The 24,840-nt window shown below is 37.0% G+C and carries 21 protein-coding genes and 1 pseudogene; 17 read left to right on the top strand and 5 right to left on the bottom strand.

Translation table 11 applies throughout. The features are described 5' to 3' along the window. Positions 1–214 precede the first annotated feature (214 nt). Together HMPREF9625_RS02275 and HMPREF9625_RS02270 are read right to left on the bottom strand one after the other, a co-directional pair. Entirely contained in the window at positions 215–769 is a 555-nt protein-coding gene (locus HMPREF9625_RS02275; protein ID WP_009535394.1) for an ImmA/IrrE family metallo-endopeptidase, read from the bottom strand. Next, entirely contained in the window at positions 769–1,179 is a 411-nt protein-coding gene (locus HMPREF9625_RS02270) for a helix-turn-helix transcriptional regulator (RefSeq protein ID WP_009535393.1), read from the bottom strand. The genes HMPREF9625_RS02275 and HMPREF9625_RS02270 overlap by 1 nt, the downstream gene beginning before the upstream one ends. A 227-nt stretch (positions 1,180–1,406) precedes the next feature. Here HMPREF9625_RS02270 and HMPREF9625_RS02265 point away from each other — a divergent pair, with 227 nt between their 5' ends. The 5 genes and pseudogenes from HMPREF9625_RS02265 to HMPREF9625_RS02245 all read left to right on the top strand — a co-directional run. Further along, complete coding sequence (locus tag HMPREF9625_RS02265) at positions 1,407–1,934, top strand: ArpU family phage packaging/lysis transcriptional regulator (RefSeq protein WP_009535392.1); 528 nt, start codon at positions 1,407–1,409, stop codon at positions 1,932–1,934. 281 nt (positions 1,935–2,215) lie between these two features. Further along, entirely contained in the window at positions 2,216–2,629 is a 414-nt protein-coding gene (locus HMPREF9625_RS02260) for an RNA polymerase sigma factor (protein WP_009535391.1), read from the top strand. A gap of 612 nt (positions 2,630–3,241) precedes the next feature. Beyond that, a complete protein-coding gene (locus tag HMPREF9625_RS02255) occupies positions 3,242–3,442 on the top strand; it encodes an excisionase (RefSeq protein WP_007593981.1) in 201 nt (66 codons plus the stop codon). A 95-nt stretch (positions 3,443–3,537) separates the two neighbouring features. Beyond that, positions 3,538–4,788, top strand: coding sequence for a site-specific integrase (locus tag HMPREF9625_RS02250; protein ID WP_009535390.1), 1,251 nt, complete (start codon positions 3,538–3,540; stop codon positions 4,786–4,788). 137 nt (positions 4,789–4,925) lie between these two features. After that, a pseudogene (locus tag HMPREF9625_RS02245) lies at positions 4,926–5,432 on the top strand (lysine--tRNA ligase); the annotation flags it as partial. 540 nt (positions 5,433–5,972) lie between these two features. Here the strand turns inward: HMPREF9625_RS02245 and HMPREF9625_RS02240 are convergent. Both HMPREF9625_RS02240 and HMPREF9625_RS02235 read right to left on the bottom strand, forming a co-directional pair. Continuing rightward, positions 5,973–7,529: a response regulator transcription factor gene (locus tag HMPREF9625_RS02240; RefSeq protein ID WP_009535387.1), complete on the bottom strand. Its 1,557-nt coding sequence runs from the start codon at positions 7,527–7,529 to the stop codon at positions 5,973–5,975. Continuing rightward, positions 7,523–9,292 carry a cache domain-containing sensor histidine kinase gene (locus HMPREF9625_RS02235; RefSeq protein ID WP_009538382.1) on the bottom strand — a complete coding sequence of 590 codons (1,770 nt, stop codon included), beginning with the start codon at positions 9,290–9,292 and terminating at the stop codon, positions 7,523–7,525. Before HMPREF9625_RS02235 ends, HMPREF9625_RS02240 begins: the two co-directional genes overlap by 7 nt. 217 nt (positions 9,293–9,509) lie before the next feature. Between HMPREF9625_RS02235 and HMPREF9625_RS02230 the strand changes: the two genes are divergently transcribed. The 12 genes from HMPREF9625_RS02230 (at position 9,510) to HMPREF9625_RS02175 (ending at position 24,010) form a co-directional block, all read left to right on the top strand. Next, complete coding sequence (locus tag HMPREF9625_RS02230) at positions 9,510–10,562, top strand: substrate-binding domain-containing protein (RefSeq protein ID WP_009535384.1); 1,053 nt, start codon at positions 9,510–9,512, stop codon at positions 10,560–10,562. Positions 10,563–10,615: 53 nt separating this feature from the next. After that, a complete protein-coding gene (locus HMPREF9625_RS02225) occupies positions 10,616–12,139 on the top strand; it encodes a sugar ABC transporter ATP-binding protein (RefSeq protein ID WP_009535383.1) in 1,524 nt (507 codons plus the stop codon). Further along, positions 12,140–13,144 carry an ABC transporter permease gene (locus HMPREF9625_RS02220; RefSeq protein ID WP_009535382.1) on the top strand — a complete coding sequence of 335 codons (1,005 nt, stop codon included), beginning with the start codon at positions 12,140–12,142 and terminating at the stop codon, positions 13,142–13,144. It abuts the gene before it with no gap. Between the two features lie 12 nt (positions 13,145–13,156). Further along, positions 13,157–14,170 carry an ABC transporter permease gene (locus HMPREF9625_RS02215; RefSeq protein WP_009535381.1) on the top strand — a complete coding sequence of 338 codons (1,014 nt, stop codon included), beginning with the start codon at positions 13,157–13,159 and terminating at the stop codon, positions 14,168–14,170. A 37-nt stretch (positions 14,171–14,207) separates the two neighbouring features. Continuing rightward, positions 14,208–14,780, top strand: coding sequence for an SIS domain-containing protein (locus HMPREF9625_RS02210; protein ID WP_009535380.1), 573 nt, complete (start codon positions 14,208–14,210; stop codon positions 14,778–14,780). Between the two features lie 50 nt (positions 14,781–14,830). Next, a complete protein-coding gene (gene xylB / locus HMPREF9625_RS02205; protein WP_009535379.1) occupies positions 14,831–16,294 on the top strand; it encodes a xylulokinase in 1,464 nt (487 codons plus the stop codon). 162 nt (positions 16,295–16,456) lie between these two features. Then, positions 16,457–17,200 carry an alpha/beta fold hydrolase gene (locus HMPREF9625_RS02200; RefSeq protein ID WP_242822699.1) on the top strand — a complete coding sequence of 248 codons (744 nt, stop codon included), beginning with the start codon at positions 16,457–16,459 and terminating at the stop codon, positions 17,198–17,200. Between the two features lie 127 nt (positions 17,201–17,327). Continuing rightward, complete coding sequence (locus HMPREF9625_RS11700; RefSeq protein ID WP_408634635.1) at positions 17,328–17,564, top strand: PIN domain-containing protein; 237 nt, start codon at positions 17,328–17,330, stop codon at positions 17,562–17,564. 286 nt (positions 17,565–17,850) lie between these two features. Then, a complete protein-coding gene (locus tag HMPREF9625_RS02190; RefSeq protein WP_009535377.1) occupies positions 17,851–19,140 on the top strand; it encodes an ATP-binding protein in 1,290 nt (429 codons plus the stop codon). Positions 19,141–19,556: 416 nt separating this feature from the next. Further along, positions 19,557–20,174: a TetR/AcrR family transcriptional regulator gene (locus HMPREF9625_RS02185; RefSeq protein WP_009535376.1), complete on the top strand. Its 618-nt coding sequence runs from the start codon at positions 19,557–19,559 to the stop codon at positions 20,172–20,174. 171 nt (positions 20,175–20,345) lie between these two features. Then, a complete protein-coding gene (locus tag HMPREF9625_RS02180) occupies positions 20,346–22,091 on the top strand; it encodes an ABC transporter ATP-binding protein (RefSeq protein ID WP_009535375.1) in 1,746 nt (581 codons plus the stop codon). After that, positions 22,085–24,010 (top strand): ABC transporter ATP-binding protein, encoded by a 1,926-nt coding sequence (locus HMPREF9625_RS02175; RefSeq protein ID WP_009535374.1) that lies wholly within the window; start codon positions 22,085–22,087, stop codon positions 24,008–24,010. The genes HMPREF9625_RS02180 and HMPREF9625_RS02175 overlap by 7 nt, the downstream gene beginning before the upstream one ends. A gap of 41 nt (positions 24,011–24,051) precedes the next feature. Here the strand turns inward: HMPREF9625_RS02175 and HMPREF9625_RS02170 are convergent, their stop codons facing one another. Beyond that, positions 24,052–24,372, bottom strand: a complete 321-nt coding sequence (locus HMPREF9625_RS02170; RefSeq protein ID WP_009535373.1) for a type II toxin-antitoxin system Phd/YefM family antitoxin — start codon at positions 24,370–24,372, stop codon at positions 24,052–24,054. Between the last annotated feature and the right edge of the window lie 468 nt (positions 24,373–24,840).

Below are 24,840 nucleotides of genomic sequence, written 5' to 3'. Positions count from 1 at the left end.
CTCCTTTCCATTACTTCGGGGTCTTAGGGTCTCCCTAACAAGCTTAAAATTGATAAAAAAAGAAGCAGTTCCCTAAAGGGGCTGCTTCATCAATTTTCCGTAAGTGTGTACACACTTACTGTGCTTGCTACATAAGAATGATTTGTAGAATAAGCATTAAGCGAATATTTATTTTGTAATAGTTATATCCTGAAGGATAGAGTTTGTCAGCTTCTTATTGGACTTCACTACAATTTATAGGATTATAGTTCTTTAAGAAATCAGCCTTTGGTCTTTCAATGGTACAGGGAGAGGAGCTGAGCTTTCCCATTTTGTATAGTTCTGATATTTTAAGATTCACAAGATTGATTTCCACACCTAATTCATCGGCAAGAGAACGGTCTGAAACAAATCCATTTTCTAAAAGTCGGATAATCTCCTTATCGTCAATCAGAAGATGGGCTGCAAAGATATTTGCTTCAATTTCATAGTGGTTTAATTCTCTAAATACTGAAACTTCGTGAAAGGCATTTTTCTTAGCATATTTTCTATGAAGCTGGTCATGACCAATCTCGTGAGCCAAAACAACTTTTCTGATATTGGGGTGCAAATTTGAAGAAAGAAAGATAAAACGATTCCTTTGAATAATCTGATACATACCAAGTAGAACAGTTGTATCACTCATTTCTTCAAGATGTATATTTAAAATTTGAGTAAGCTCCAAAGGATCACGAGTAAAATATTTTTTTACTAAAGCATTTGCTTTTTCGTATATCCAATCGTTTGCCATTATTCTCCTTTATCATTCTTTCTTTTTCCAAATTTCTTATTCATATCTTTTGCTTTCCAATAAGCCTGGGTAATTGCTTGAAAGGCTGATTCGATGTCTTCTTCCGGAAGAGTTCCACCGGCAAACATACTGCTTACTCCTTCTGCCAAGGCTCTGACCTTAGCGACCTCCCCGGTGCCATATCTATTGGAAACTTCTTCTAAAAACAGGTCTTCTTCGCCCATTAGAAAATTATAGTCGCAGTTCATAAGCTCTGCAATTTTCTCATAAACTTCCTTTTGCTTAGGAAATCTTTTTCCTTGCTCGTACAGAAGAAGAGTTCTTTTGCTTACTCCGATAAGCTTGGCAAACTCATCTTGCGTATAGTCATTCTCCATTCTATAGTTCTTTATTTTCTCTCCAAAGTTCATTTCAACCTCCATGTAGTACTAAAGTTTACTTTTAAAAAATGATATGAATTTTAGTACTTGTAATTTTTGAGTTCCTTTTATATAATTTAATAGAACTTAAGTGCACTTATTATACCACCTAAGAAACTTAAATTCAATGTTAAATCTGCGAGTTGATTAAAGGAAATAGCTAAAAAAGGGGTGATGTTAAATTGGCAAAAGGAAAAATGTTAAGGGAGTTAGAAAAGATGTATGAGAACCATGAGCTTCCCTTTTTACCCACTATGATGAAAGCAAAAGCAGTACTTTCCATATACAGAAATGTTGTTTGGGCGGTAAAGAATACGGCACAATGTCTTGTTTGTGAGCAGGAAGTAACTTATGGCAGTGATTTGGGAACAGCACTTTCTTACCTTGAAAACTTTGCTCCGGATAGAGTCTTGGAAGATTTTGAGTCTAGGGTTAGAAATATTTTCGAAACAAAGTGGTTAATTGAAATTATTGACAATGCCTTAGCGAGAATAAAGGAATACCCTGTATATGGAAAATGCTACTACACTATACTTCATTATTCCTATTTAAGTTGCGACAAACATTCTAATGAAGAGATTATGAGAAAAGTTGCATTGGAAAAGACAGCATTTTACCAGAGAAAAAATGAGGCTATTGCGATTATGGGAATAGCACTTTGGGGCTATGCCCTTCCAACACTTTTAAAAGAACTTAGTGACGAAAAGAAAAAAGAGTTTTGCTATAGAGAACATATTTACGCATAGATAAGGAGGGAAAATTTTGGAAACAAAGGAATCATTGCGAACTGATTGCGGAGTATTATCGGACATATTGTGGATAAAGAGAGGACAGTGTATGAACTAACTTTATAGTAAGGTAGATATGCTGGAGAAAAACTGAATATTCATTTTGGGGCAAAGACCGTAGGAACAACCTATGGTCTTTTTTTATGCCCATTTTTGGGAGGACTATGAAAAGAATTAGAAGCCCTCCGAAGTCTTTTGGATTTTTGAGCAACACATTTCAAAAGATGACGGAGGAAAATATGAGCAAGAAATATTACATTTTTATTGGAAACGAGAAGATAGAAGTAGATCAGAAGATTTATCAAAACTATTGGCAAATTACAAACAGAGAAAAATATTTGGAGCGACTTGACCGAAAAAGCAAGTTGCTCTTTTTTTCTGATTTAAGTAGCGAGTATCCATGCGAGGAGAGTTTAGCGGACGAGACTGTCAATGTAGAAAAAATTGTTGAAACCAAGATGATGTTAGAGGCAGTAAGAGAGGCGATTTCTGAACTGAATGATGAGGAAAGGGAAATTATTTTCCGGCTATTCTATAATGAAGAATCGCTTCGCTCGATTGCCAAAGATAAGGAAATATCCGCACCGGCTCTTCTAAAGAGAAGGAATAAGATATTCGAAAAGCTAAAGAAATTATTGAAAGATATTATCTAGGATTTGCAGGAGCAGGCAGAAGAATTTCTGTCTGCTCTATTTTTAACTAATTTTAATAGGCGAATGTTTTGGCTTTCTAAAGGCAGGGTATGTAGAACCTCGTTTTTGGGTGATTCTACTTACGGCTTGAAAAATTTTGAAAAAAATTCCGCATTTGGTTAACAGAGAGTTTGAATTTTCACTTTGTATATTGAAGGGCATTTACACCTTATATATAGGAAAGAATTTTCTATGTGAAGATGCAAGCAAAGCCCTTTATAGCGAAAGCGATTTGTTCTTTGACAACTGAATAGACCAAGGTAGGACTTTATTCACTTATTGAGAGTTATGACCTACGCCAAGATCTTTCTGCTGGATTCTATCTATTTAATGATGGAATTAGTTCCAATGGACACCGGTATAAACCGGAAACATAAGAAAGGGAGCGACTAATAGGATTACATAAAGATAAGAGTGGCATCTTATTTCCATGACATAAGTGATGATAATGATACTTCAATAGTTTAAGCCGGCTCGTCTAAATAAGAGGCGGAGGTGAGATTCCTATGTTGCTGCCAAGCACCTACTAATGTCAAAAAACTTTAAATTTAATTAGGGAGATAGATTTTAAATATGAATAATAAGTTAGTCCCTATATGGGAAAAAGTAAATCTTACACTTGAGGAAGCTGCCATTTATTTTGGAATTGGACAGAATAAGCTTAGAGAATTAACCAACAGTGATAACTGTCCTTATGTAATTTGGTGTGGGAATAAACGATTAATAAAGAGAAGATTGTTTACAGAATACTTAGAGAAGATGTATTCAATATAAAAAATTGAGATATCTTTCGTTAGACAAAGAGATGTGAGTATCGGTATAATATAGATGGTTATAATCTCTTTGTTGTTATGGAAGGAGCACAAAACATGGCAGTAGAGAGACGCAAGGATAATAAAAGAAGAGTTTTGAAAGAAGGTGAGTATCAAAGAAGTAGTGGAACGTATGAATTCAAATGGAGAGATAAAAGAGGTAACAGGCATTCGATTAGTGCTGTAACACTAGAAGAATTGAGAGAGAAGGAGTTGGATGTTCTTCGAGATGTATTGGACGGTGTAAAAGTTGATAAAAACAATCTTACAGTTAATGATATGTATAATAGTTGGATTCAACTAAAAAGGGGATTGAAAGAAAATACTTTCTCCAATTACAAGTACATGTATAAGATGTTTGTCGAACCAGATTTTGGAAAAAATCGGATTACAGACTTAAAGCGTTCTGATGTGAGAGGATTTTATAACTTTTTAGCTGAAGAAAAACATGTTCAGATTAATACAATTGATAGTATTCATACAGTTCTTCATCAAGTCTTAGAAATTGCTGTTGAAGATGACTACCTTAGATATAACCCTTCTGATAATGCACTTAAAGAACTCAAAAAAGCTGTTAACTTTGAAGTAGAAAAGAGGCGTGCATTAACAGTTTCAGAGCAGGAAATATTCGAAGCATTTCTGCGCAAGAAGGGACAATATCATAGGTGGTATCCAGTATTTACTGTAATGTTATGGACAGGAATGCGTGTAGGAGAAATTACAGGTCTTAGATGGTGCGATATTGATCTAGAAGAAGGAAGTATCAATGTTAATCATACTTTAGTGTATTTTGACAAAAGAGCAGAAGAGCGTTGCACTTTTGCGATTAATACGACAAAGACTAAGGCCGGTGAGAGAAGTATACCAATGCTACCAAAAGTAAAGGAAGCATTTCTCATGGAAAAAGAATATCAAAGAGAATGTGGCGTTAAGAGTGAATCTGTTGTTGATGGTTATCGCGATTTCATTTTTGTAAACCGTTTTGGTAATGTTCAACATCAGGGGACACTAAACAAAGCCCTTAGGAGAATAATCAGAGATTGTAATTTTGAGATACTTGATAAGAACAAACAGAATGATGTGATTATCCTTCCGAAGTTTAGTAACCATTCTTTGAGACATACTTTTACCACTAGAATGTGCGAAGCAGGAGTAAACATAAAAGCAATGCAAGAGATTTTAGGGCATGCAGATGCTGAAACCACCATGGATATATATGCCGAAGCAACAAAGGAATTAAAAAAATCTGAGTTGATCAATTTCGAAGAGTTTTTTGCAAGACATAGTAAAGAAAAACTAATAGTTTAATATAATATGTCTTGCGACTAGTATGCGACTGATTTGCGACTACTTATGTAGATAAGTGTAGAATAATAAAATTAGAGACATAAATAGATTGTTTGAAAATATAGATATAATCACTTATAAAGATTTAGACTGCCTTAGTTTTTGTGTTCCCCACAATGAAGCCCCTCGAGAAGAAAGAGGGTGAAGGAAAGAAGAGCGTTGAAGACGAATCCGGAAGCATCGGAAATGCGAACAACGGTTTCTTTACGCCGAATAACAAGATTGATTTTTCAAACGTGAAGATAGAACCTCTCTTCGAAGAACAGGTTGACTTTGAGACCTTTAGTAAGTCCGACTTCCGTGCGGTAAAGGTAAAGGACTGCGTTCCGGTAGCAAAGTCCAAGAAGCTCTTGCAGTTTACCTTGGACGACGGAACCGGTACGGACAGAACGATTCTCTCCGGTATTCATGCATACTATGAGCCGGAGGAGTTGATCGGGAAGACCTTGATTGCGATTACAAATCTACCTCCAAGAGCCATGATGGGAGTAGAGTCTTGCGGTATGCTACTTTCCGCAATTAACAATAAGAAGGACAGCGACGAAGAAGAATTGCATCTTCTTATGGTAGATAACCATATCCCGGCAGGAGCGAAGTTATATTAGTATTTTGTTTGTTGTTGAACTATTTTGAAGACAAAGAGATTATGCCTTATGGCGGATGAAGTGAACTTCATCCGCTATTTTATATAAAAGAAGAACTTATGGGGCTTATGGGAGAGCTAAACTTCACTAGTGCATGTCTGAAAAAAATAATAGTAGATTGCTATAATGGGTTATGTAGAGGAGAGCACTCTAAAGGTATTAAGAATGCCCATATATAATGAATTTGGTTACATAACTATTGACGATGCTCGTATTGATGAAACATGCAACACTTATTTTAAGTGGAAAGACCTAAATACATATATTTTCAATAACAGTTGCAGAGGTATAAATATGCCGGATGCGATAAGTGAATCCTTAGGGTACTATTGTTTAGGGTTGCTGAGGAACAGAGGTGATGAAGCTGGTGATGCTATACCGATTCTAAAACGGGTAATAAAATTGATTTTAAAACAACATCACGTTTTGAAGGAGATTTGTCATCATTTGCGTACGAGTATTTTTTCTTGTATTTCTAATAAAACTGGTGTTTTATGTTTCTTAGAACGAATCCATTATATTAATATTGTCTTTTTGTAATGATTTTACGTAATTTTTAGGAGTTACACCACAATATTTCTTGAAAATCTGCGAGAAATATTGTGGGTTGTTCCCACAACCTACTTTTTCTGCAATTGTTGATATGTTATAAGATGGAAACTCAGATAATAGTTCTTTGGACTTTTCAATGCGAATGCGCGTTAAATATTGGGAAAAATGTTCTCCGGTTTCTGTAGTGAATTTTCTACTTAAATAATCAATATTCATGAACATGACTTTTTCTCCTATCCATTTGAGAGAAAGCTCAGACATTTCAATATGACTCTCTACATATTCTTTAATTTTGTCACTTATGTTCATTTGTGCATTTTCATTTTGATTAGAATAATATAATTTGTTTATCTGTTCTAAAATCAATTGTTTTAGAACAGATAGGTCCTGTATTTTATCTAATTCTGATAGAAGTTTGGTGCCTGAAATAGCGTTAATGACTGTGGTTTTGGATAATGATGACGTGATAATTGCAGATGCAAACTGATGAAGGTAGTTAGCATCTGTTCCATGCGAAAGGGTATCCTTTAATTCGTTAAAACTTTTTTGAGATAATTCTGGATCAGCAGAGTACATGTTTTTAGTAATCTGAAAAATGTTTCGCAAAATATTGCTACTGTTAGAGAGTTCTACAGAGCGCTCATGCGAGGTTATGGAGATGGTATTATATCGTCTAATTTGTTTAGTAACCTTTTCTGCCAATACAGTAATTGATGGAAAATGAATATGTTGATATTCTGTACCAAACTGCAAACAGAGTCCGGAAAGCACGTCTTCAATAAGGGGATATTTTTCGGCAAAGGTTTCAAAGAAAAAGATAATGGTATGCTGTACTTCAATAAAGATAAGCTGAATGTTAGGATATAAATTGGCTATTTTCCTGCTTATAGATTCAATTAAAAGCTTTTGTTGGGGGATTTGGGCATAGTAAATATAATATGCATCATATGGTACATTCATATCTCCAATGTATTTCCTAAAATCAGAATAAAAAGGATATATATCTTTATCGGATAATTGTATATCTGGGGCGACAGATAAGTAGCAATTAATTAAGTTAGCAAAAAGCGAGCTGCCATAAAAGCTTGAGATTTGTTTGAGTTCATTAGCTTTGTTCTCTTTTGAAAGATTATTTAGATGTGTATCTCGAGCTTTTACCACACTATCAATGATTTGTTCCGTTGTACATGGCTTTAATAAATAATGTTGAACACCATATTGCATGGCTTCTTTTGCAAATTCAAATTCACCATAGCCTGATAAAATGATAAATTCGGTTTGAGGAGCAATTTCATGAATTTTTCTAATAAGTTCCAAACCAGTAAGACCGGGCATTTTTATATCGGTTAAGATAATATCAGGATATTGGTCTAGTATTATATTATAGGCATCGATACCATTTTTTGCGGTTCCAATTAATTTGATTTCTAAAGAATTCCAATCAATGAGAGTACTAATAGAATCTCTTATAGCTTTTTCATCATCTGCAATGAGTAATTTTAGCATTCTGTTCTCCTGGGGAATATAAGTTCTGCAGTCGCATGATCATCATCTGGATTATATAAGCTCAGCCCAAAGTCATTACCGAAAATAAGTTTGATTCGCTGGTCAATATTGAGTAGGCCAATTCCAATGCCATGTGCTTTAACTGTACCATTACGAAGCTTATCCAGTAAATCATCTTCAAACTGGGAACCATTGTTTGTAATTAAAATATGGATGATATCATTTTTAATGTATCCGGAAACCTCGATTACGCATTGGTCTATGATATATTCCATTGCATAATTAATGGCGTTATCAACAAGTGGTTGAATACTCATTTTGGGAATTGAAGCAATGAAAATATCTTCTGGTAAACTTTCTTTATAACATAGTCGCTCTTCATCAAAACGAATTTTCTGAATTGTAATATAACTATGTACAACATCTAAGTCTTCTTTTATGGAAATCAGGTTTTTTTGTTGACTCATTGAAGCTCTTAAAAGAATGCCTAGAGCTTCAATCATGGATGATATTACATTTGCACCAATGGCTTTTGCTCTCCAATTAATAGAATCCAAAGCATTATATAAAAAATGTGGATTCACTTGACTTTGTAAAGATCTTAACTGTGCGTCTTTCTTTAAAAGTTCATTTAAATAATTTTCTCTTATTAAATTATTGATTTGAATAGTCATATCATCAAAGTGATGATGGAGGATGGCTATCTCGTCTTTTCTTGTTGAATAATCAAAATTGACGTTTTCTTCATTATAATTTCCTGATCCAAAAGATTTCATTTTATCCATAAGGACATTAAAGTCTTCAGTGATTCTCTTTACATACTTTGAAGCTAAGTACAAAGATAGAAAGACAGAAAATAATATAAATAAAAAAGCTGTAAATACTGCAAGTGTTAGCTGCTGAGATATTTCTGTATAAGGGACAAGACAGATATAATTCCATCCAGTACTCTTAATTTGACCTTTTACACAAAAAAAATCGCTGTGCTTAAGTCGGATAATTTTATAGTCTGCATCTAATTTTTTTTGAAGGAAAAGGGTCTCATCGTTGGATAGATTTTTTGTGTGATAAAGTAGTTGATTATCCTGATAAACAATATATCTTACATTCTCGTTATATAATATCGAATCTGTAGAATTCTGGATTAGCTTATCCATATTTACGTTAATAATGAGAGTTCCAAGATTCTCCTGATTCAAGGTTTGAATCCTTATACAATTGCGAACCAGGAAAAGACCATCTGTGTTGCAATAATCAGTTACCCAGCTGGGATATCCTGCATTTTTTTCGGATTTTTCGATTACGCTGTTTGTAATTTCATAATTTATTCTTGAACTTGCTGGCTCATAACTAGTTGAAACAGTATAAGGGTTTTTTAATGTGATATAGTTAATTTCAGCTATACTTTTATGAGCTTCAGTCAGTTGCTGGTTAATTGTGTTCGTGACATTTTTTACATGTATGGGAGAATAAGCTTCATCGACTAGTGATATAAGTCCACTCCGTATAGATTTATTTGAGGTGATTGTTTTAGATAAGGCCTCAAGGTTTTTTAATGTATCGGAAATATTTTCCGCACTACTATTTAATGACCCTGCAAGAGATTTATAAAGTAATCTACTGTTAGCCTTTTGAACTACGGAAAAGGAAAGTAAAGATGCAGTTAAAGTTAAAAAAGCGACAAAAATAGTTATGCTAATAATTTTCTTTTGGAGATTGAAATTAAGGAAGGAATTATATAATTTGAGGTATAGCTTATTCATCTAAATGTAGCCTTTCATTTTTGAAATATTATCCAATGGGATTTTTCTGGAATTGTTGCTTATTACTAGATTTATTATATTAAAAAGAAAAAACCATAACAATCTGTATAGTAAGAAAAGTGGACAATGAAGTCGGTTTTTTAAATTGGCTTTAAATAGTGCACAAAATATACTGATTGCAGTTGGATTCGTATTTTTATCTAAGGAGGTACAGATTATGAAGAAAAAGCTATTTGCATTTGCTCTTTCAGCAGTGGTAGCAATGTCAGCGCTTGTGGGTTGTGGGTCATCCTCTACAACACCGGCTACTTCCACTAAGGCGGAAACGGAATCGGTGAAAACCAATAAGGGTTCAGATCCGGCTGACTATAAGGTTGTGATGATTGTGAAGCAGTCAGATTCTTGGTTTGACGATATGGCTTCGGGAATTGACCAGCTTAAAAAAGATACAGGCTTGAATGTTTCTGTACAAGTACCGGAAAAAGGAGATGCTGCAAGCCAAATTTCCATCATGGAAGATTTAATTGCTCAGGGAGTTGATGCTATCTGTGTTGTTCCGAATGATCCCGCTGCATTAGCTCCGACTATTCAGAAAGCTCGCAAGGCAGGGATTACAGTTGTTACACATGAGGCAACAAGTACTGCAAAAGAAGTAGATTTAGATATTGAGGCATTTGAGTCCCAGACCTTTGGAGAACTTTTTGGCGAAAAGCTTGCTAAGGCTATGGATGGAAAAGGAAAGTATGCAGGATTCGTAGGTGGTTTGACTATGGATACACATATGGCTTGGTATAATGCTGCAACAGAGTATTTGAAAAAGAATTATCCTGATATGCAAAATATTTCCAATGAACCATACGAAGACGGAAACTCTGTTGAGGGGGCTCATGATAAAGCATTAGAGGTACTTAAAGCTTATCCGGATATAGCAGGTTTCTTTGATTGCTCAGCCCAGGGTGGTGGAATATGCGAAGCGCTTGCGGAAAATAGCCTTGAAGGAAAAGTGAAAGTGGTTTCCCTTGCTTTACCATCTATGTCTGCAACGTACCTTAAGGACGGTTCCATGGCAGAGGGACTTTGCTGGAGACCGGCAGATGCAGGCTATGCAACATGCTATGCAGCTTATCTCATCGCTTCTGGTCAAGGGGTAACAGATGGTACTGACCTTAAAGTGACAGGATATGAAAGCATGAAGCTTAAGGATGGTATTGCTTATGGCAATGCACCACTTGAGTTTACTGCAGACAATATCGACAATTACGATTTCTAAAGGAGTAACGGGCGGCCTTAAGGCTGCCCGTTTCCATAAAATAGGAGATAATAATGGGAGCAATTCTAATAGCTAAAAATATCAGTAAATCTTTTGTTGGTGTTCAAGCCTTAGAAAGTGTAAATATTCAAATTAATGCTGGTGAGATACATTGCCTCGCAGGAGAGAACGGATGTGGAAAATCAACATTAGTGAAATGTATTTCTGGGGTATATAAACCTGATCAGGGAGAAATCATCATTAATGGGAATAGTTTTACAGAACTGTCTACTGTTGAAGCCATGAAGCAGGGTATTCAAGTTATATATCAAGACTTGTCACTTTTTCCTTATATGACGGTAGCTGAAAATATCGCTATAAGTAAGCTGAAATTTGAAAATAAAAAATTCATAGACTGGAAAAAGATTCATTATATCGCAAAAGAACAGTTAGATAAGATTGGGGTAAAAATGGATCTGGATGAGAAAGTTGGTGAGATTTCTATGGCCAACAAGCAGATAGTGGCTATTTGCAGAGCTCTTGCCCAGGACACAAAAATTTTATTTATGGATGAGCCAACTACCGCATTAACCAATTCCGAAGTAGAGCGTTTACTGAAAATAATGATAGAACTGAAGAACAAGGGTCTTGCTATAGTGTTTATCAGTCACAAATTGGATGAAGTCTTTAAAGTGTCGGATACTATCACTATTTTTAGAAATGGAAGTAAAGTAGCAGATTTTAAAAGCACGGAATTAGATGAAAAATCCTTAGCGTACTATATGACGGGAAGAGCTGTAGAATATCCGCATTTTGAGCGGAAGTGTGAGACGAATGAAACTATTCTCGAAGTACAAAATCTTACGAGAAAAGGTCATTATGAGGATATAAGCTTTGCAATTCGCCCGGGAGATATATTCGGTATTACGGGTCTTTTAGGATCTGGAAGAACAGAGCTTGCAATGTCTTTATTTGGTTTAAATAAGCCGGACTCAGGGAAAATGGTGGTTAAGGGAAAAGGTGTTTCTATAACTTCTCCAATGTTGGCTAAAAAGCTGGGGATTGCCTTGCTTCCGGAAGACCGATTTACTCAAGGTTTGTTTATGAATCGTAGTATTAAGGAAAATACCTCTGCATCGGTCATCTCTAAAATTAGTCAAAGTGGAATCCTTGATAATAAAGCTGAGATGGATTTGGCTGAGAAGTATGTTCAACAGATGAAGGTAAGGACTCCATCTATAGAAACAAAGGCAGGAACTCTATCAGGAGGAAACCAGCAGAAGGTTGTTATAGGAAAATGGATCGCTATGAATCCAAAAGTTTTTATTATGGATAATCCTACAGTTGGAATTGATATTGGTTCCAAGGCAGAGATTTATGAGCAGATTCATCAATTTGCAGAACAGGGGATGGCTATTATTCTGATTTCAGATGAAATCCCCGAATTAATGGCCAATTGTAATCGTGTGATGGTTATGGCAAATGGTAGAATATTAAAATTCTACGATGAAAAGGAACTGAAGCGAAATGGAGTAGGAAGGGAAATCAGTGATTTGATTGGAAGCCAAGCTGTAGTGGTTGAGAAAGAGGTGATATAAATGGCCACGAAAAAAAAATCAGATTCCTATCAGAGAATTCTTTTGATTATTGTAGTTCTTTACAGTGTATTTGTAGGAATAAAAAATGCGCAGTTTTTACAACTTCAGACCATTTTTGACATAACAAAGACTTCTTCCACAACTATGATTGTAGCTATTGGACTTTTAGTGGTTATGATTTCAGGGGGAATTGATGTTTCCTTTATGTCTATTGCGTTATTTGGCAGTTACACTTCCATATTTATTATGATTCAAGCAGGGATTAATAATTTATTTTTTGCTTTTATTGTCTCAATGTTTATAGGAATAGTGCTTGGCATAATCAATTCACTTTTAATTAATTGGTTAAAACTACCTCCCTTTATTATTACATTGGGAACGCAGAATTTATTTCACGGAATTATGACAACCTTTATTAGCGATCAATCATTTGGATCAGGAGTTCTTCCTTCATGTTTATCGAAATTTGGACGTGGAACGATTTTTAAGGTTAGTAATCAAATTGGAACAAGTGGATTAACGTTATCCTTTATTCCGGTTCTTCTGGTAGCGATACTTACTTACTTTATTTTAAATAAAACAATGATAGGAAGAGGAATTGTTGCGGTTGGAAATAATGAGGAATCAGCTCGAAGGGCTGGTTTTAATCCTTTTCTAATAAGATTATTTGTTTATGCATATTCCGGTGCTTTAGCTGGTATCATGGGGATAGTGTATGCCGCTCAGGTAAATGCTCTTTATCCAAATAAAATGGTGGGTGAAGAATTAATGGTTGTTGCTGCTGTGGTGATTGGTGGAACAAGAATCACGGGGGGAGAAGGAAAAATCTTTGGAGTAGTTCTAGGAGTATTAATCATTTATCTTTTAAATTCTACACTTATATTAATTGGTCTCTCTTCCTCATGGAATAATTTGTTTGTAGGCGTAATATTAGTGATAGCAGTGGCAATCACCTCCTATCAGGCGAGACAAAAAAATAGAAGTCATTTGATTTTTATGGATTAAAGGAGAATGGAAATGAGACCTATGAAAAAAATGCTAAGGGGTGAGTTGGATTTCTACATCCTTGTAGGAATTGTATTAACGGTTTTATTGACATCGGCATTTATGTTTGGCGGCTCTATGTATTCGGTGAGAAATATTCAGTCTATGGCATTTCAGATACCTGAATTTGGTTTTCTAGCACTTGCGATGATGTTATCCAATATGATTGGTGGAATAGATCTTTCGATTATTGCCAATGCAAATACGGTTGCGATTTTTGCTGCAAATGTGATGAATGGAACATGGTCAATGGGGCTAGTGGGACCGTCACGAATTATTTTGGCATTATTTGTTGCTGTTTTAACAGCTCTCATGTTTGGGCTTTTGAATGGAATTATTGTGGCAAAGACTTCTGCAACATCTTTAATTGCAACATTGGGAACTATGACTTTGATTCAGGGTATAGGAATGGCGGTTACGGGTGGAAGTAGCGTGGGGGAAATCGATCCCCTGTTTGCTGAGTTTGGAAAATCCATATTTTTAGGTCTTCCGCTTATTTTTTGGTGTTTCCTAATGGCATCGCTTTTGTTGGCAGTAGTGATTGGATTCACATCATTTGGAAGAAGACTGTATCTTTTTGGGGGCAATCCTGTTGTGGCAAGGTTTTCTGGCATTAATAATGAAAAGATGACAATTACGGTTTTTTTACTTACGGCATTATTGTCTGGAATGGCAGGCCTAATTATTCTTAGTAGAGTTAATTCTGCAAAAGTGGGTTATGGAGATACCTATCTCTTACAAACGATGATAGTTTGTGTAATTGGTGGTATCAGTCCCAATGGTGGAAAGGGAAAAGTAATGGGGTTGGTCATCGCTATTATATTAATGCAGGTAATGTCCAGCGCTTTTACCATATTATCCTTATCACCATATACAAAAAAATTAATCTGGGGGATTATGCTTATTCTTGTATTAGGCTTAAATAAAGAACTTGATAATTACTCTTCTCGAAGAGCTCTTAAGACAAGCATGAAAAAATCTTTATAGTTAAAAACCAAGAAAATTAGAAAGGGAAGGTAAAACTATGACTTGTAAGGATGAGTACCAAGATTTATTCAAAACAGTAATGAAAGAACATCTTTCAGTGTTTGAGGCGCAGGATGTGATAGAGTTGGAACAGTTTATGGATTTGATTGTCCAAGCAGATAGAATTTTTTGCATGGGTGTGGGGCGAGAAGGAATATCTACAAGAGGATTCGCTATGAGACTTATGCATTTAGGAAAAGAAGTGCACTGGATTTGGGATGATACTACTCCGGGAATGCATAAAGGCGATCTTTTTATCGCTACGAACGGGTCAGGAAAGATTGGACATATACAGTATGTAACTGAACAGGCCAAGAAATCCGGCGCTACTGTAGCAATAGTTACAGGTTCTGCGAATCAAGTTAATCGTGAATTTGCAGATTTTGTTCTTTTTGTACCTGCCTCAGTATTTAATGGAACGGATTCCAGGGCTGTAAAATCTATTCAACCTATGGGAAATCTCTTTGAACAGCATTTATATATGTTATTTGATATTATCGTCATTATGCTGGAAAGGCGTTTAAAACTGTCCCATGAAGCAATGGAAGCACGGCATAGGAATGTAGAATAAAAAGGAAATCTTTGACAATAATTTAAGAAATATTGAAAGATGGAGTAATTATGTATTTCATTGGTATTGATTTAGGTACTTCAGCTGTAAAGATGCTCTTAATGAGAGATGATGGAAAGATTGTTAATAGTGTTACAAAAAGTTATCCTATTTCGTTTCCTTACACGGGATGGTCAGAACAGAATCCGGAAGACTGGCTCAGAGAGACTAAGAGGGGTCTTATTGAATTGATGGCCGAATACCCAAAGGAAGAACTTGTGGGAATTAGTTTCGGCGGACAAATGCATGGCCTTGTAGTCTTAGATGAAAATGATAGGGTTATTCGGCCTGCCATTTTATGGAACGATGGAAGAAGTAGCGAAGAGACAGAATTTCTAAACACAAGTGTGGGAAGAAATGTTTTATCGGAAAGGACAGCAAATATCGCATTTGCCGGTTTTACTTTGCCTAAAATTCTGTGGATGAAAAAGCATGAGCCGGATTTGTTTTCTAAAATTAGACGTATTATGTTGCCCAAAGATTACTTAATCTATATGTTATCCGGTGAGTTTTGTACAGACTTTTCGGATGCCTCGGGAACATTGCTTTTAGATGTGAAGAATCGCTCTTGGTCGAAGGAAATGCTAGAATTATGTAATCTTAATATAAATCAGCTTCCCAAATTATGTGAAAGTTATGAACAAGTAGGTACCCTTAGGAAAGAAGTGGCTGAAGAACTCGACTTTAAGCCTACTGTTAAGATTATTGCCGGTGCAGGAGATAATGCTGCAGCAGCAATAGGAACTGGAACCATAGGGGAGGGACGGTGTAATATTTCTTTGGGAACTTCCGGAACCATTTTTATTTCAAGCACACATTTCAAAGTTGATTCATTTAACGCATTGCATTCTTTTGCTCATGCTGATGGAAATTTTCACTTGATGGGGTGTATGCTGAGTGCGGCTTCAGCTAATCAATGGTGGTGTAAGAATATTTTGGGTACAACGCATTATGATGAAGAGCAGGCAAATATTCAGAAATTAGGTGAAAATAATGTTTATTTTCTTCCGTACCTTATGGGAGAAAGAAGCCCACACAATAATCCTTTTGCTAGAGCAATGTTTGTAGGTATGTCCTTAGATACCAATAGAGAAGATATGGTGCAGGCTGTTTTAGAGGGAGTGGCTTTTGGACTGCGCGATTCTTTTGAGATTGCAAGAGAGCTTGGAATCAAGGTAAATAGAACGAAGATTTGTGGAGGGGGAGCGAAAAGTCTGCTGTGGTGTAAGATAATAGCAAATGTTATGAATGTTACAGTAGAGATTCCAGAGCAAGATGAAGGACCTGCTTTAGGAGCAGCGATTCTTGCTGCGGTAGGATCAGGATTTTACCAAGATCTGGAATCAGCAGTATCTCGGATTGTAAGAGTAAAGGATTCCATTGAGCCAGAAGAAATACTGGTAAAAAAATATGAACAAGCATATTGGAATTTTAGAAAACTGTATCCAGCAATAAAAGATTGGTATGGCAAATAATATTGCAGCTTGATATTTTATACAGCGTTCCCAAATCATCATATACTAAAGAGTCAATCAATTTGTTTGTAATTTTATGGTTCAATTTCATGATGGTTTTGCTCTACTTGATTATCGGGATTATATTTATGGGATTCCTTGTGAGGTATTTAGAAAATGATAATGCATGATTGGAATAACGAAAAAGAGGACGTGATTCTTCTGATCCATCCGATGCTTTCGTCAGCAAACGGCATGAAGACATTTATCGCTGACATCATTGGAGAGGAATACCGTTATCTCGCACCGGATCTCTCAGCGCACGGCGATGCAGATAAGGATACTTATAAGAGTGCTGCTGACGAGGCAAATCAGATCCATGAGTATTTGGCTGAAAAAAATATCACGGAGCTCTCACTCGGATATGGGGCTTCACTGGGCGGAGTGGTTCTTCTACAGCTTCTCAAATATAATGATATTGCATTCAACCATCTGTTTTTTGAGGGAAGCAGTTTCTACACTAACGCAAAGATGATGGAGTGGATTCTCCGCATGGTGTTTCTGCATAAACATAATAAAGCTGTTGCAGATCCGGAGCTTAGTGTGAAGAAGATGTCCTCCATGTTTGGAGAAGAGGCCGCCCCGCTTCTGGCAAAACATTTTATCGCAATGAATGAGGAGAGCATCCGAAACATCGTTCACGACTGTGCATTCGTGGAACTGCCGACGCTTTCCGATGATGTTCAGAGGAAATGCGCCTTTGCATACGGAGATAAGGATTTCGATTATAAGAAAGCAAAGAAGATGATTCCCAAGACCTATCCGCTCGCCCAAATAAAGGTATGGGAAGGCTACGACCATTGCCGGATGATGACGAAAGATAAGAACAATTACTGCCGGGAACTTGAGAAATGTATTCATGAATAATAAGCAACAAAACGCCTGACCATCACCTCGATGATCAGGCGTTAATCTTTTCCGGCGAAAAACCTTCCCGAGAGCAGCCGGAACATCCAGAGGAGTCACCGCAGGAGCGTGACAAGCTAAGAGGTATATGCTTGACACCAACATCTGTATTTATGTAATTAAGTCTAAGCCGGAAAAGGTATTTAAAAATTTACAGACTATTCATCCGGAGGATGTGTGTATATCATCGGTCACTTATGCCGAATTGGTGCATGGCGTAGAAAAGAGTGCATGCTTTGAGAATGGAGGATTGGGCAGAATAATTTATTTCAGTCACAGTATAAAGAAGAGATTATGTTCTTACCTGTTTTCGTTATCCCTTTGATCGTAATTTTGATAAGGCAAAAGAAGTCTTTACTGCTGCAAACATTGAGGTGGAACTGCTGTAATGGACAGAAATTTTCAATGAATATAGAGTATAATTATAGAGGTGATTGCAATGAGGTGCGGCACCTTTTTTATGGGAGAAAATAAAAGTATTCTTACTGAATTTTTTAGCCTTTTTAGGCTACGATTTTCAGATGAAACTTGAAAACTTAACAGAAAACAGATAAAATTGTGATTGCAAAAGCCTAAGTAGGCATGAATTTTCAATGAAATGGAGCGGTTTTATGGAAATTAAGCGTGATAGCTACCTTAAGCAGTTGATTTCCTATCGTTTTGACGGATTAGTGAAAGTCATTACCGGAATCAGAAGATGCGGTAAATCCTATCTTCTTAAAAATATTTACCGAGATTATTTAATTGAGAATGGTGTAAAAGAAGAACAGATTATTACGATTGAGCTTGACCTTGCGAAAGATATTCAATATCGCAATCCGCTTATTCTTTCTTCCTTCGTAAGAGAGAAAGTGGAAAAGAGCAAAGAGGAGTATTATCTTTTTGTTGATGAAATTCAAATGTCTGATGAGGTAGCTAATCCATATAATCCGGATGGTAAGAAAATTACTTTTTACGATGCTCTTAACGATTTGAGAGCTTTATCGAATTTAGATGTTTATGTGACAGGAAGCAATTCAAAAATGCTTTCCAGTGACATTCTTACTGAATTTAGAGGACGAAGTGATGAAATAAGAGTACACCCGCTTAGCTTTGCGGAATATTATTCTGCTGTTGGCGGGGACAAAAACGAAGCGTTTGACGAATATGCATTTTATGGCGGTATGCCACTAATCCTGTCAAGACCTAATGATACGGCTAAGATGAATTATCTGAAATCCCTTTTCTCAGAAGTGTATATTAAAGACATTGTTGAACGGAAAAAAATTGAAAGACAAGATGTACTGGAACAGATATTGGATTTGCTTTGTTCTTCGGTTGGTTCATTAACAAATCCGACTAAAATTGCCAATACTTTGAAGTCAAAGCAAGGGGGGAGTATATCTGCTAATACAATTAGGGCATATATCGGACATTTGGAAGATGCGTTCCTTTTTTCAGAAAGTAAGCGATATGACGTAAAAGGAAAATCCTATTTTGACTCGCCAAATAAATATTACTGTGAGGATATTGGACTTAGAAATGCAAGAATAGGATTCCGCCAGCAGGAAATGACACATATCATGGAGAATATCATATATAATGAGTTGCATATCCGGCAGTTTTCTGTCGATGTTGGTGTTGTTTATGCAAGGACACTAAGCGAAAAGGGGAATTCCATTCGTACTCCAGGGGAAATTGACTTTGTCGTAAATACAGGAGGAAAACGAATCTATATCCAGTCGGCGTATGTGATGCCTACGGATGAAAAAGCGGAAGCAGAACTTAGACCATTTTCGCTTACGGGAGATTCCTTCCCTAAAATTGTGGTAAGGAAAGATATTGGGAAACGCTGGTATGATGATAAGGGTATTTTGAATATCAATGTAATTGATTTTCTTTTAGATAAGGAATTGATTTAAAGAAGTATATTGTGCATACGTAATAAATGATTCGCTCATGAAATGTGAATTATGAATTGAAAAACGCTCATGTTTTGTGAATAATAAGAAAAAGTTTTACAAAGAAATTATGCTTTATAGCGGAGGAAGTTCACTTCATCCGCTATTTTTTTATCCCCCCAAATTATAAATATGCAATTTTTTCTCACAGGTTATTTTAAGCGTCAAGAAATTAAATGTCCTAAAAAAATTAAATGTCCTAAAAAAATTGAAAGTACCAAGAAAATTGAAAGTACCAAGAAAATTGAAAGTTACGAGAAAAATAGTTGACATTCAAACTAAGCGGTATTATAAACATAACTGATAACTTAATTATCGATAATATGATTACCAAACTAAGTTCATCTGCTAAACAGCAAATATGAAGGAGAAAGTATATGTCAAACCGCGATACCAGTATTGATCCGAGGCTTTTGGAAAGTGCTCGTAAAGAGTTCATGGAAAAAGGATTTATCAAAGCAGAACTGAAAACAATCTGTGAGAATGCAAAGATTACAACAGGAGCGGTTTATAAAAGATATAAAGGGAAGGAAGAGCTGTTTAGCGCTGTTGTCGAAGAAGCGGTAAGCACTTTAGACCGTTTTGTTTCGGAACGAACGGATGTGGACTTTTCCTCTATGAGCGACGAAGAAGTGAGAAATACATGGATTATGAATGAGAAATACATCTTAGATATGTTCCGAATCCTATGGGATATTCGAGAAGAATTTGTATTACTTTTAGAAAAATCTGCCGGGACAGTGCATGAGAACTTCGGACATGACTTTGCTTTTCGCATGACCCATGCCTATACGCAATATTATGAAGAGGCAAAAAAGAGAAATATTGCGAAAGCTAAGATTACGGATCAGGAAATGCATGTTCTCTGTACGATATTCTGGACCGCTGTTTATGAACCTTTCATTCATAAGATGTCTTGGAGAGAAATTGAAGAGCATTGCAAAGTGCTATGCAGATTCCTTGATTGGAAAAAGGCAGTAGGAATCATGGATTAGTCTATTTTGGTCGTCGAGAGACGGCTTAAAATCAATAGAATAGTTAGTGATAACTAATCAATTCGGATTTTATAACAAAAAAATATGAATATGAATTGAATAAACTAACTTATGCGAATCGCAATAAGGCAATATTTCTGTCGGTATTCATGAATTAGAAAGGAGAGCGGAATGTTTAAAAAAGTAGCTCCCTATATGGGAAAATACAAGAAATACACGATCCGAGCGGTCATCATGATGTGTATCGGGATTGTGGCAAAAACGATGCCCTATTTTTTCCTGTATCAGATGATTTCCCCTTTAACAAAAGGGCAATCAATCAGTTTGGGATATCTGATGCTCAGGGTACTCGGGGTACTTTTATCGGAGATCATTTATTCTTTCGCCTATGTGAAAGGACTGATATTTTCCCATATCAGTGCATACAATACCCTGAAAAATTTAAGAATATCTCTACAGGGGAAACTGGAAAAGCAGTCTCTCGGAAATATAGAGAGCCTTGGAACAGGTCGTATAAAAAAGGTATTTACAGAAGATATTGATATGATCGAGCTTTTACTTGCTCATGCAATTCCGGAAGGGATTGCCAATATTTCGATTCCCTTTGCCATTCTCGTTCTGATGTTTGTAGTGGATTACCGCTTAGCTTTGCTTTCCCTTGTTCCCATCCTTGTAGGAATCTTTGCCATGGGCATGATGATGAAGCAGGGCAGCTCCAAAATGGATGCCTACTATGAATCTGCCGCCGTGATGAATAACACCATTATTGAATATGTAAATGGAATGGAAGTGGTGAAGGTATTCAATAAGGACGGCGATTCTTATAAAAGATTCGGAGAAGTCGTAAAAAACTACAGAGATTTTACCCTTTTATGGTACAAAGCTTGTTGGCCGTGGATGGCGATGTATTCTAGTGTTTTACCGTGTCTCGCCCTTCTCATCCTTCCGGTAGGGTCATTTTGGGTTATCAGCGGAAGTCTTGCTTTAGACAAACTGATTTTAGTGCTTTGTATGTCTTTCGCAGTTGGTCCGTCTTTTATGAAGGCGATGCATTTTGCAGGAAATTTTCCGCAGCTGAATTATAAAATCGCAGAGCTGGAAAAGCTTATGGATAAACCGGCGCTTCAAGAGGGAAGTGCAAAGTTTAGCGGGGAGAATAGGGATGTTCAGTTTGAAAATGTCAGATTCGCTTATGGAGAGAAAGAGATTCTGCATGGGGTAAGTCTTGAACTTACGCAGGGAACGACAACAGCTCTTGTGGGAGAATCGGGGAGCGGAAAATCCACACTGGCTAAGCTTTTAGTGCATTATTATGACTTAAGTGAAGGGAAAATTCGGATTGGCGGACAGGATATCACAGATCTGTCTCTGGAAGCACTGAATAATGAGGTCTCTTATGTTTCGCAGGAGCAATTTTTATTTAATACAACGCTTTATGAAAATATTCTTATCGGAAAACCCGAGGCGAAAAGAGAAGAGGTACTGGAAGCGGCAAGTAGAGCCCAGTGTGATGAATTTCTGAGGAGACTTCCTGAGGGAATAGAGACCATGGCGGGAGACGGCGGAAAGCAACTGTCAGGTGGGGAGCGCCAGAGAATTTCCTTGGCACGTGCGATTTTGAAGGATGCGCCGATTGTGGTTTTGGACGAGGCTACCGCCTTTATGGATCCTGAAAATGAAGAAAAATTAAATGCTGCTCTTGATGAAATAACAAAGAATAAGACGGTGCTTGTGATTGCGCACAGACTTTCCACGGTAAAAAATGCGGATAAGATTTGTGTGATAAAGGAGGGAAGCTGTATCGCAGCCGATAAGCATGAGAAACTCCTGGAAGAATGTCCGGAGTATAAGAAATTCTGGGATGCCTCTGTAAGTGCAAGCACATGGAAGATTAAGGGAGGAGAAAAAGCATGCTAAAGATACTGCATAGAATCGTTTGTATGACAGGAAAATACAGTTCCCGAATCAGAGCTTCATATATTACTTCTTTCATCAAGGGGATTATGATGAAGGCACCGTTAATCTTCAGTTTTATGGCGATCAGTCTGTTTATGAAGGGGCAAATGCAGGAAAAGATATGCCTTTATCTTGGAATCGGTCTTGTTCTTTGCATAGCAGTGGAAGCGGTTTTTGAGCACATCACGAATGTTCTTCAATCCGCAACAGGATATGAGGTGTTTGCGGATATGCGAATGAGACTGGGAGATCATCTCCGGAAACTTCCGATGGGATACTTTACAGAAGGAAATATGGGAAAAATAAGCACAGTTCTGTGTACTGACATGGTGTTTATTGAAGAGTGCTGTATGAGTGTTTTATCGGAACTTGTGACTTTTATGATTTCCCAGGGCCTTATGACGCTCATGATGTTTGTCATGGATATACGATTAGGGATATCTGCACTCGCAGTCGTTCTCGCCTTTGTTATCGTTGGAAATTGCATGATGAAAACGACCCTTGCGCATTCCAAGACGAAGCAGGAGGGAAGTGAATCGCTTACGGAAGAAGTTTTGGATTTTGCCGAAGGAATAGGGATTATCAAGTCCTTTAATATGCTTGGAGAAAAATCTAAAAGTCTTTCCGCTGAATTTGAGAAAAGTTGTAGGGAAAGTATTGATTTTGAGAAAAGCTATGGGCCCTGGGCGAGAGCTTTATACCTTACCTACGGGATTGGCACATCCTTCATGCTTGCTGTAGCGGGCCTCTTGTATGCGAAGGGAGAAATGTCACCGGATTATATGGTGGGAATGATATTGTTCTTATTTGATCTATTTATTTCCATAGAGAGCTATTATGGTCAAATTACAAGACTTACGGTAACGGCGGCATCTTTAGACAGAATAGAAGAGGTCTTTGAAGCGGAAGAACTTCATGATTCTAAGGACACTGCATTGTCTACAGATGGGAAAGAAACAAGGAAGGATTCCGGTGATATGGCAATGTCTGAAAGTGCAAAGGAGAAAGAGAAGGATTCTGTTGATATTACCATGTCTGAAAATGCAAGGAAAACACTAAATGATTCCGCTGATATTGCATTGTCTAAAGATGTAAATATAACATGGGATGATTCCGCTGATACTGTGTTTTTTGAAAATACGAAAGAAGCACAAAAGAATTCTGTTGTAGAGTACAGCGATGTAAGTTTTGGCTATACAGGAAAGAATGTGCTGAATCATATCTCCTTTAGTATGAAAAAGGGGGAAATGACTGCTCTTGTAGGACCGTCAGGCAGTGGAAAATCTACCATTGCCTCTCTTCTTGCCAGATTTTGGGACATCCGGGAGGGGACGATTAAGCTTAACGGAAAAGACATCAAAAATATTTCCTTGGGTAGCCTGATGGATCAAATCAGCATGGTGTTCCAGAGGGTTTATCTTTTTAAGGACACAATCTATAACAATATTGCAATGGGAAGACCGAGTGCCACAAGGGAAGAAGTAATAGAGGCGGCAAAGAAGGCAAGATGCTATGATCTTATCCGCTCGCTTCCGGAGGGCTTTGATACGGTAATAGGGGAAGGGGGAGCATCCCTTTCCGGCGGAGAAAAGCAAAGAATTTCCATTGCCAGATGTATCCTGAAGGATTCGCCCATCGTTATTTTAGATGAAGCAACAGCAAGTGTGGATGCGGATAATGAACGGGCTATACAAGAGGCGATTTCGGAACTCTGCAAAAATAAGACGCTTCTGGTCATTGCCCACAGATTAAAGACCATAAAGGACGCGGATCAGATTCTTGTTGTATCGGACGGAAAGATTATAGAGCGCGGAAATCACGATAAACTCATGAAAGAAGACGGCATTTACGCACGGATGGTCTCCGTACAGGCATCTTAAAAAAGAAAAAGCAGCCTCTTTCCAATATTCGACTTGCCACCTCATTCCATCACCACATCCCCTGCGGCAGCAAGATCCGCTTCGCTGATACCAAGCTCAGACATCACATCTTCACGGGAAGACGTGGAAGAAGAGTCTTCTTTCAGGCGTCTTGTTGCCTCAAGGAGCAAAGTATAGTCTTCTTCGATCTCGCTGAGACGTTGAAATTCAGAAGGAGACAGGATAATAGCCGCCGGCTGGTTGTTTTTTAAAACAATGAGCCGGCTTTCGCTATGTAGGCGATCAAAGATCTTGGAAGCCTGACCGCGGTTAAACTGCGTAATCGGAACAAGACTGTCGAGAATATCTGCTGTATATGCCATAGTAATTACCTCCATTTGTCTCTATTATAGGCATGTTAAAGACGAGAATCAAGATAAACATTATTAAATAACGACAAAAAGTAATTATAATAAATCAATATCGTATGTATTGTCGGAAGAGAGGCGCTTGCTTTTTCTTCCATCATTATCCGGATATCAGATATGGAATGAAGTTTTCACAAAACAATATTGAATAGGAAGACCGGGACTCCCGGAAAGGGAGTTCTTTCTTCCGATTTATGGATATCGAATGGGGATTTGCGTAGAAAATACACTTTTACGAATGGGGATTTGCGCTGAATTTAGCTTTCTTTAAGTGGGGATATGCGTAAAAACGCGGTTTTCCTCTATGTTTAAAGAATCAGGAAAATAAAAAACAGAAAGCAGGAATACGTGTCATTGCATGGTCGATTGTTTTGTAATTTTTCTGGATGAAAAAAATGCAGATTGGAACAATAAAATCATACA

It is taken from the genome of Oribacterium parvum ACB1 (genome assembly GCF_000238055.2).
Lineage (GTDB): Bacteria > Bacillota > Clostridia > Lachnospirales > Lachnospiraceae > Oribacterium > Oribacterium parvum.
Note: the sequence above shows the minus strand (reverse complement) of the source record. Positions and strands in the feature narration are given on the sequence as shown.

Excerpts from the sequence above, each read along its gene's own strand:
- HMPREF9625_RS02265 (WP_009535392.1), top strand. The coding sequence starts at position 1,407 with ATGTATGAGAACCATGAGCTTCCCTTTTTACCCACTATGATGAAAGCA.
- HMPREF9625_RS02180 (WP_009535375.1), top strand. The coding sequence starts at position 20,346 with ATGTTTAAAAAAGTAGCTCCCTATATGGGAAAATACAAGAAATACACG.
- HMPREF9625_RS02170 (WP_009535373.1), bottom strand. The coding sequence starts at position 24,372 with ATGGCATATACAGCAGATATTCTCGACAGTCTTGTTCCGATTACGCAG.
- HMPREF9625_RS02225 (WP_009535383.1), top strand. The coding sequence starts at position 10,616 with ATGGGAGCAATTCTAATAGCTAAAAATATCAGTAAATCTTTTGTTGGT.
- HMPREF9625_RS02260 (WP_009535391.1), top strand. The coding sequence starts at position 2,216 with ATGAGCAAGAAATATTACATTTTTATTGGAAACGAGAAGATAGAAGTA.
- HMPREF9625_RS02190 (WP_009535377.1), top strand. The coding sequence starts at position 17,851 with ATGGAAATTAAGCGTGATAGCTACCTTAAGCAGTTGATTTCCTATCGT.
- HMPREF9625_RS02210 (WP_009535380.1), top strand. The coding sequence starts at position 14,208 with ATGACTTGTAAGGATGAGTACCAAGATTTATTCAAAACAGTAATGAAA.
- HMPREF9625_RS02255 (WP_007593981.1), top strand. The coding sequence starts at position 3,242 with ATGAATAATAAGTTAGTCCCTATATGGGAAAAAGTAAATCTTACACTT.
- HMPREF9625_RS02175 (WP_009535374.1), top strand. The coding sequence starts at position 22,085 with ATGCTAAAGATACTGCATAGAATCGTTTGTATGACAGGAAAATACAGT.
- HMPREF9625_RS02235 (WP_009538382.1), bottom strand. The coding sequence starts at position 9,292 with ATGAATAAGCTATACCTCAAATTATATAATTCCTTCCTTAATTTCAAT.
- HMPREF9625_RS02200 (WP_242822699.1), top strand. The coding sequence starts at position 16,457 with ATGCATGATTGGAATAACGAAAAAGAGGACGTGATTCTTCTGATCCAT.
- HMPREF9625_RS02250 (WP_009535390.1), top strand. The coding sequence starts at position 3,538 with ATGGCAGTAGAGAGACGCAAGGATAATAAAAGAAGAGTTTTGAAAGAA.
- HMPREF9625_RS02185 (WP_009535376.1), top strand. The coding sequence starts at position 19,557 with ATGTCAAACCGCGATACCAGTATTGATCCGAGGCTTTTGGAAAGTGCT.
- HMPREF9625_RS02270 (WP_009535393.1), bottom strand. The coding sequence starts at position 1,179 with ATGAACTTTGGAGAGAAAATAAAGAACTATAGAATGGAGAATGACTAT.
- xylB (WP_009535379.1), top strand. The coding sequence starts at position 14,831 with ATGTATTTCATTGGTATTGATTTAGGTACTTCAGCTGTAAAGATGCTC.
- HMPREF9625_RS02275 (WP_009535394.1), bottom strand. The coding sequence starts at position 769 with ATGGCAAACGATTGGATATACGAAAAAGCAAATGCTTTAGTAAAAAAA.
- HMPREF9625_RS02220 (WP_009535382.1), top strand. The coding sequence starts at position 12,140 with ATGGCCACGAAAAAAAAATCAGATTCCTATCAGAGAATTCTTTTGATT.
- HMPREF9625_RS02215 (WP_009535381.1), top strand. The coding sequence starts at position 13,157 with ATGAGACCTATGAAAAAAATGCTAAGGGGTGAGTTGGATTTCTACATC.
- HMPREF9625_RS11700 (WP_408634635.1), top strand. The coding sequence starts at position 17,328 with ATGCTTGACACCAACATCTGTATTTATGTAATTAAGTCTAAGCCGGAA.
- HMPREF9625_RS02230 (WP_009535384.1), top strand. The coding sequence starts at position 9,510 with ATGAAGAAAAAGCTATTTGCATTTGCTCTTTCAGCAGTGGTAGCAATG.
- HMPREF9625_RS02240 (WP_009535387.1), bottom strand. The coding sequence starts at position 7,529 with ATGCTAAAATTACTCATTGCAGATGATGAAAAAGCTATAAGAGATTCT.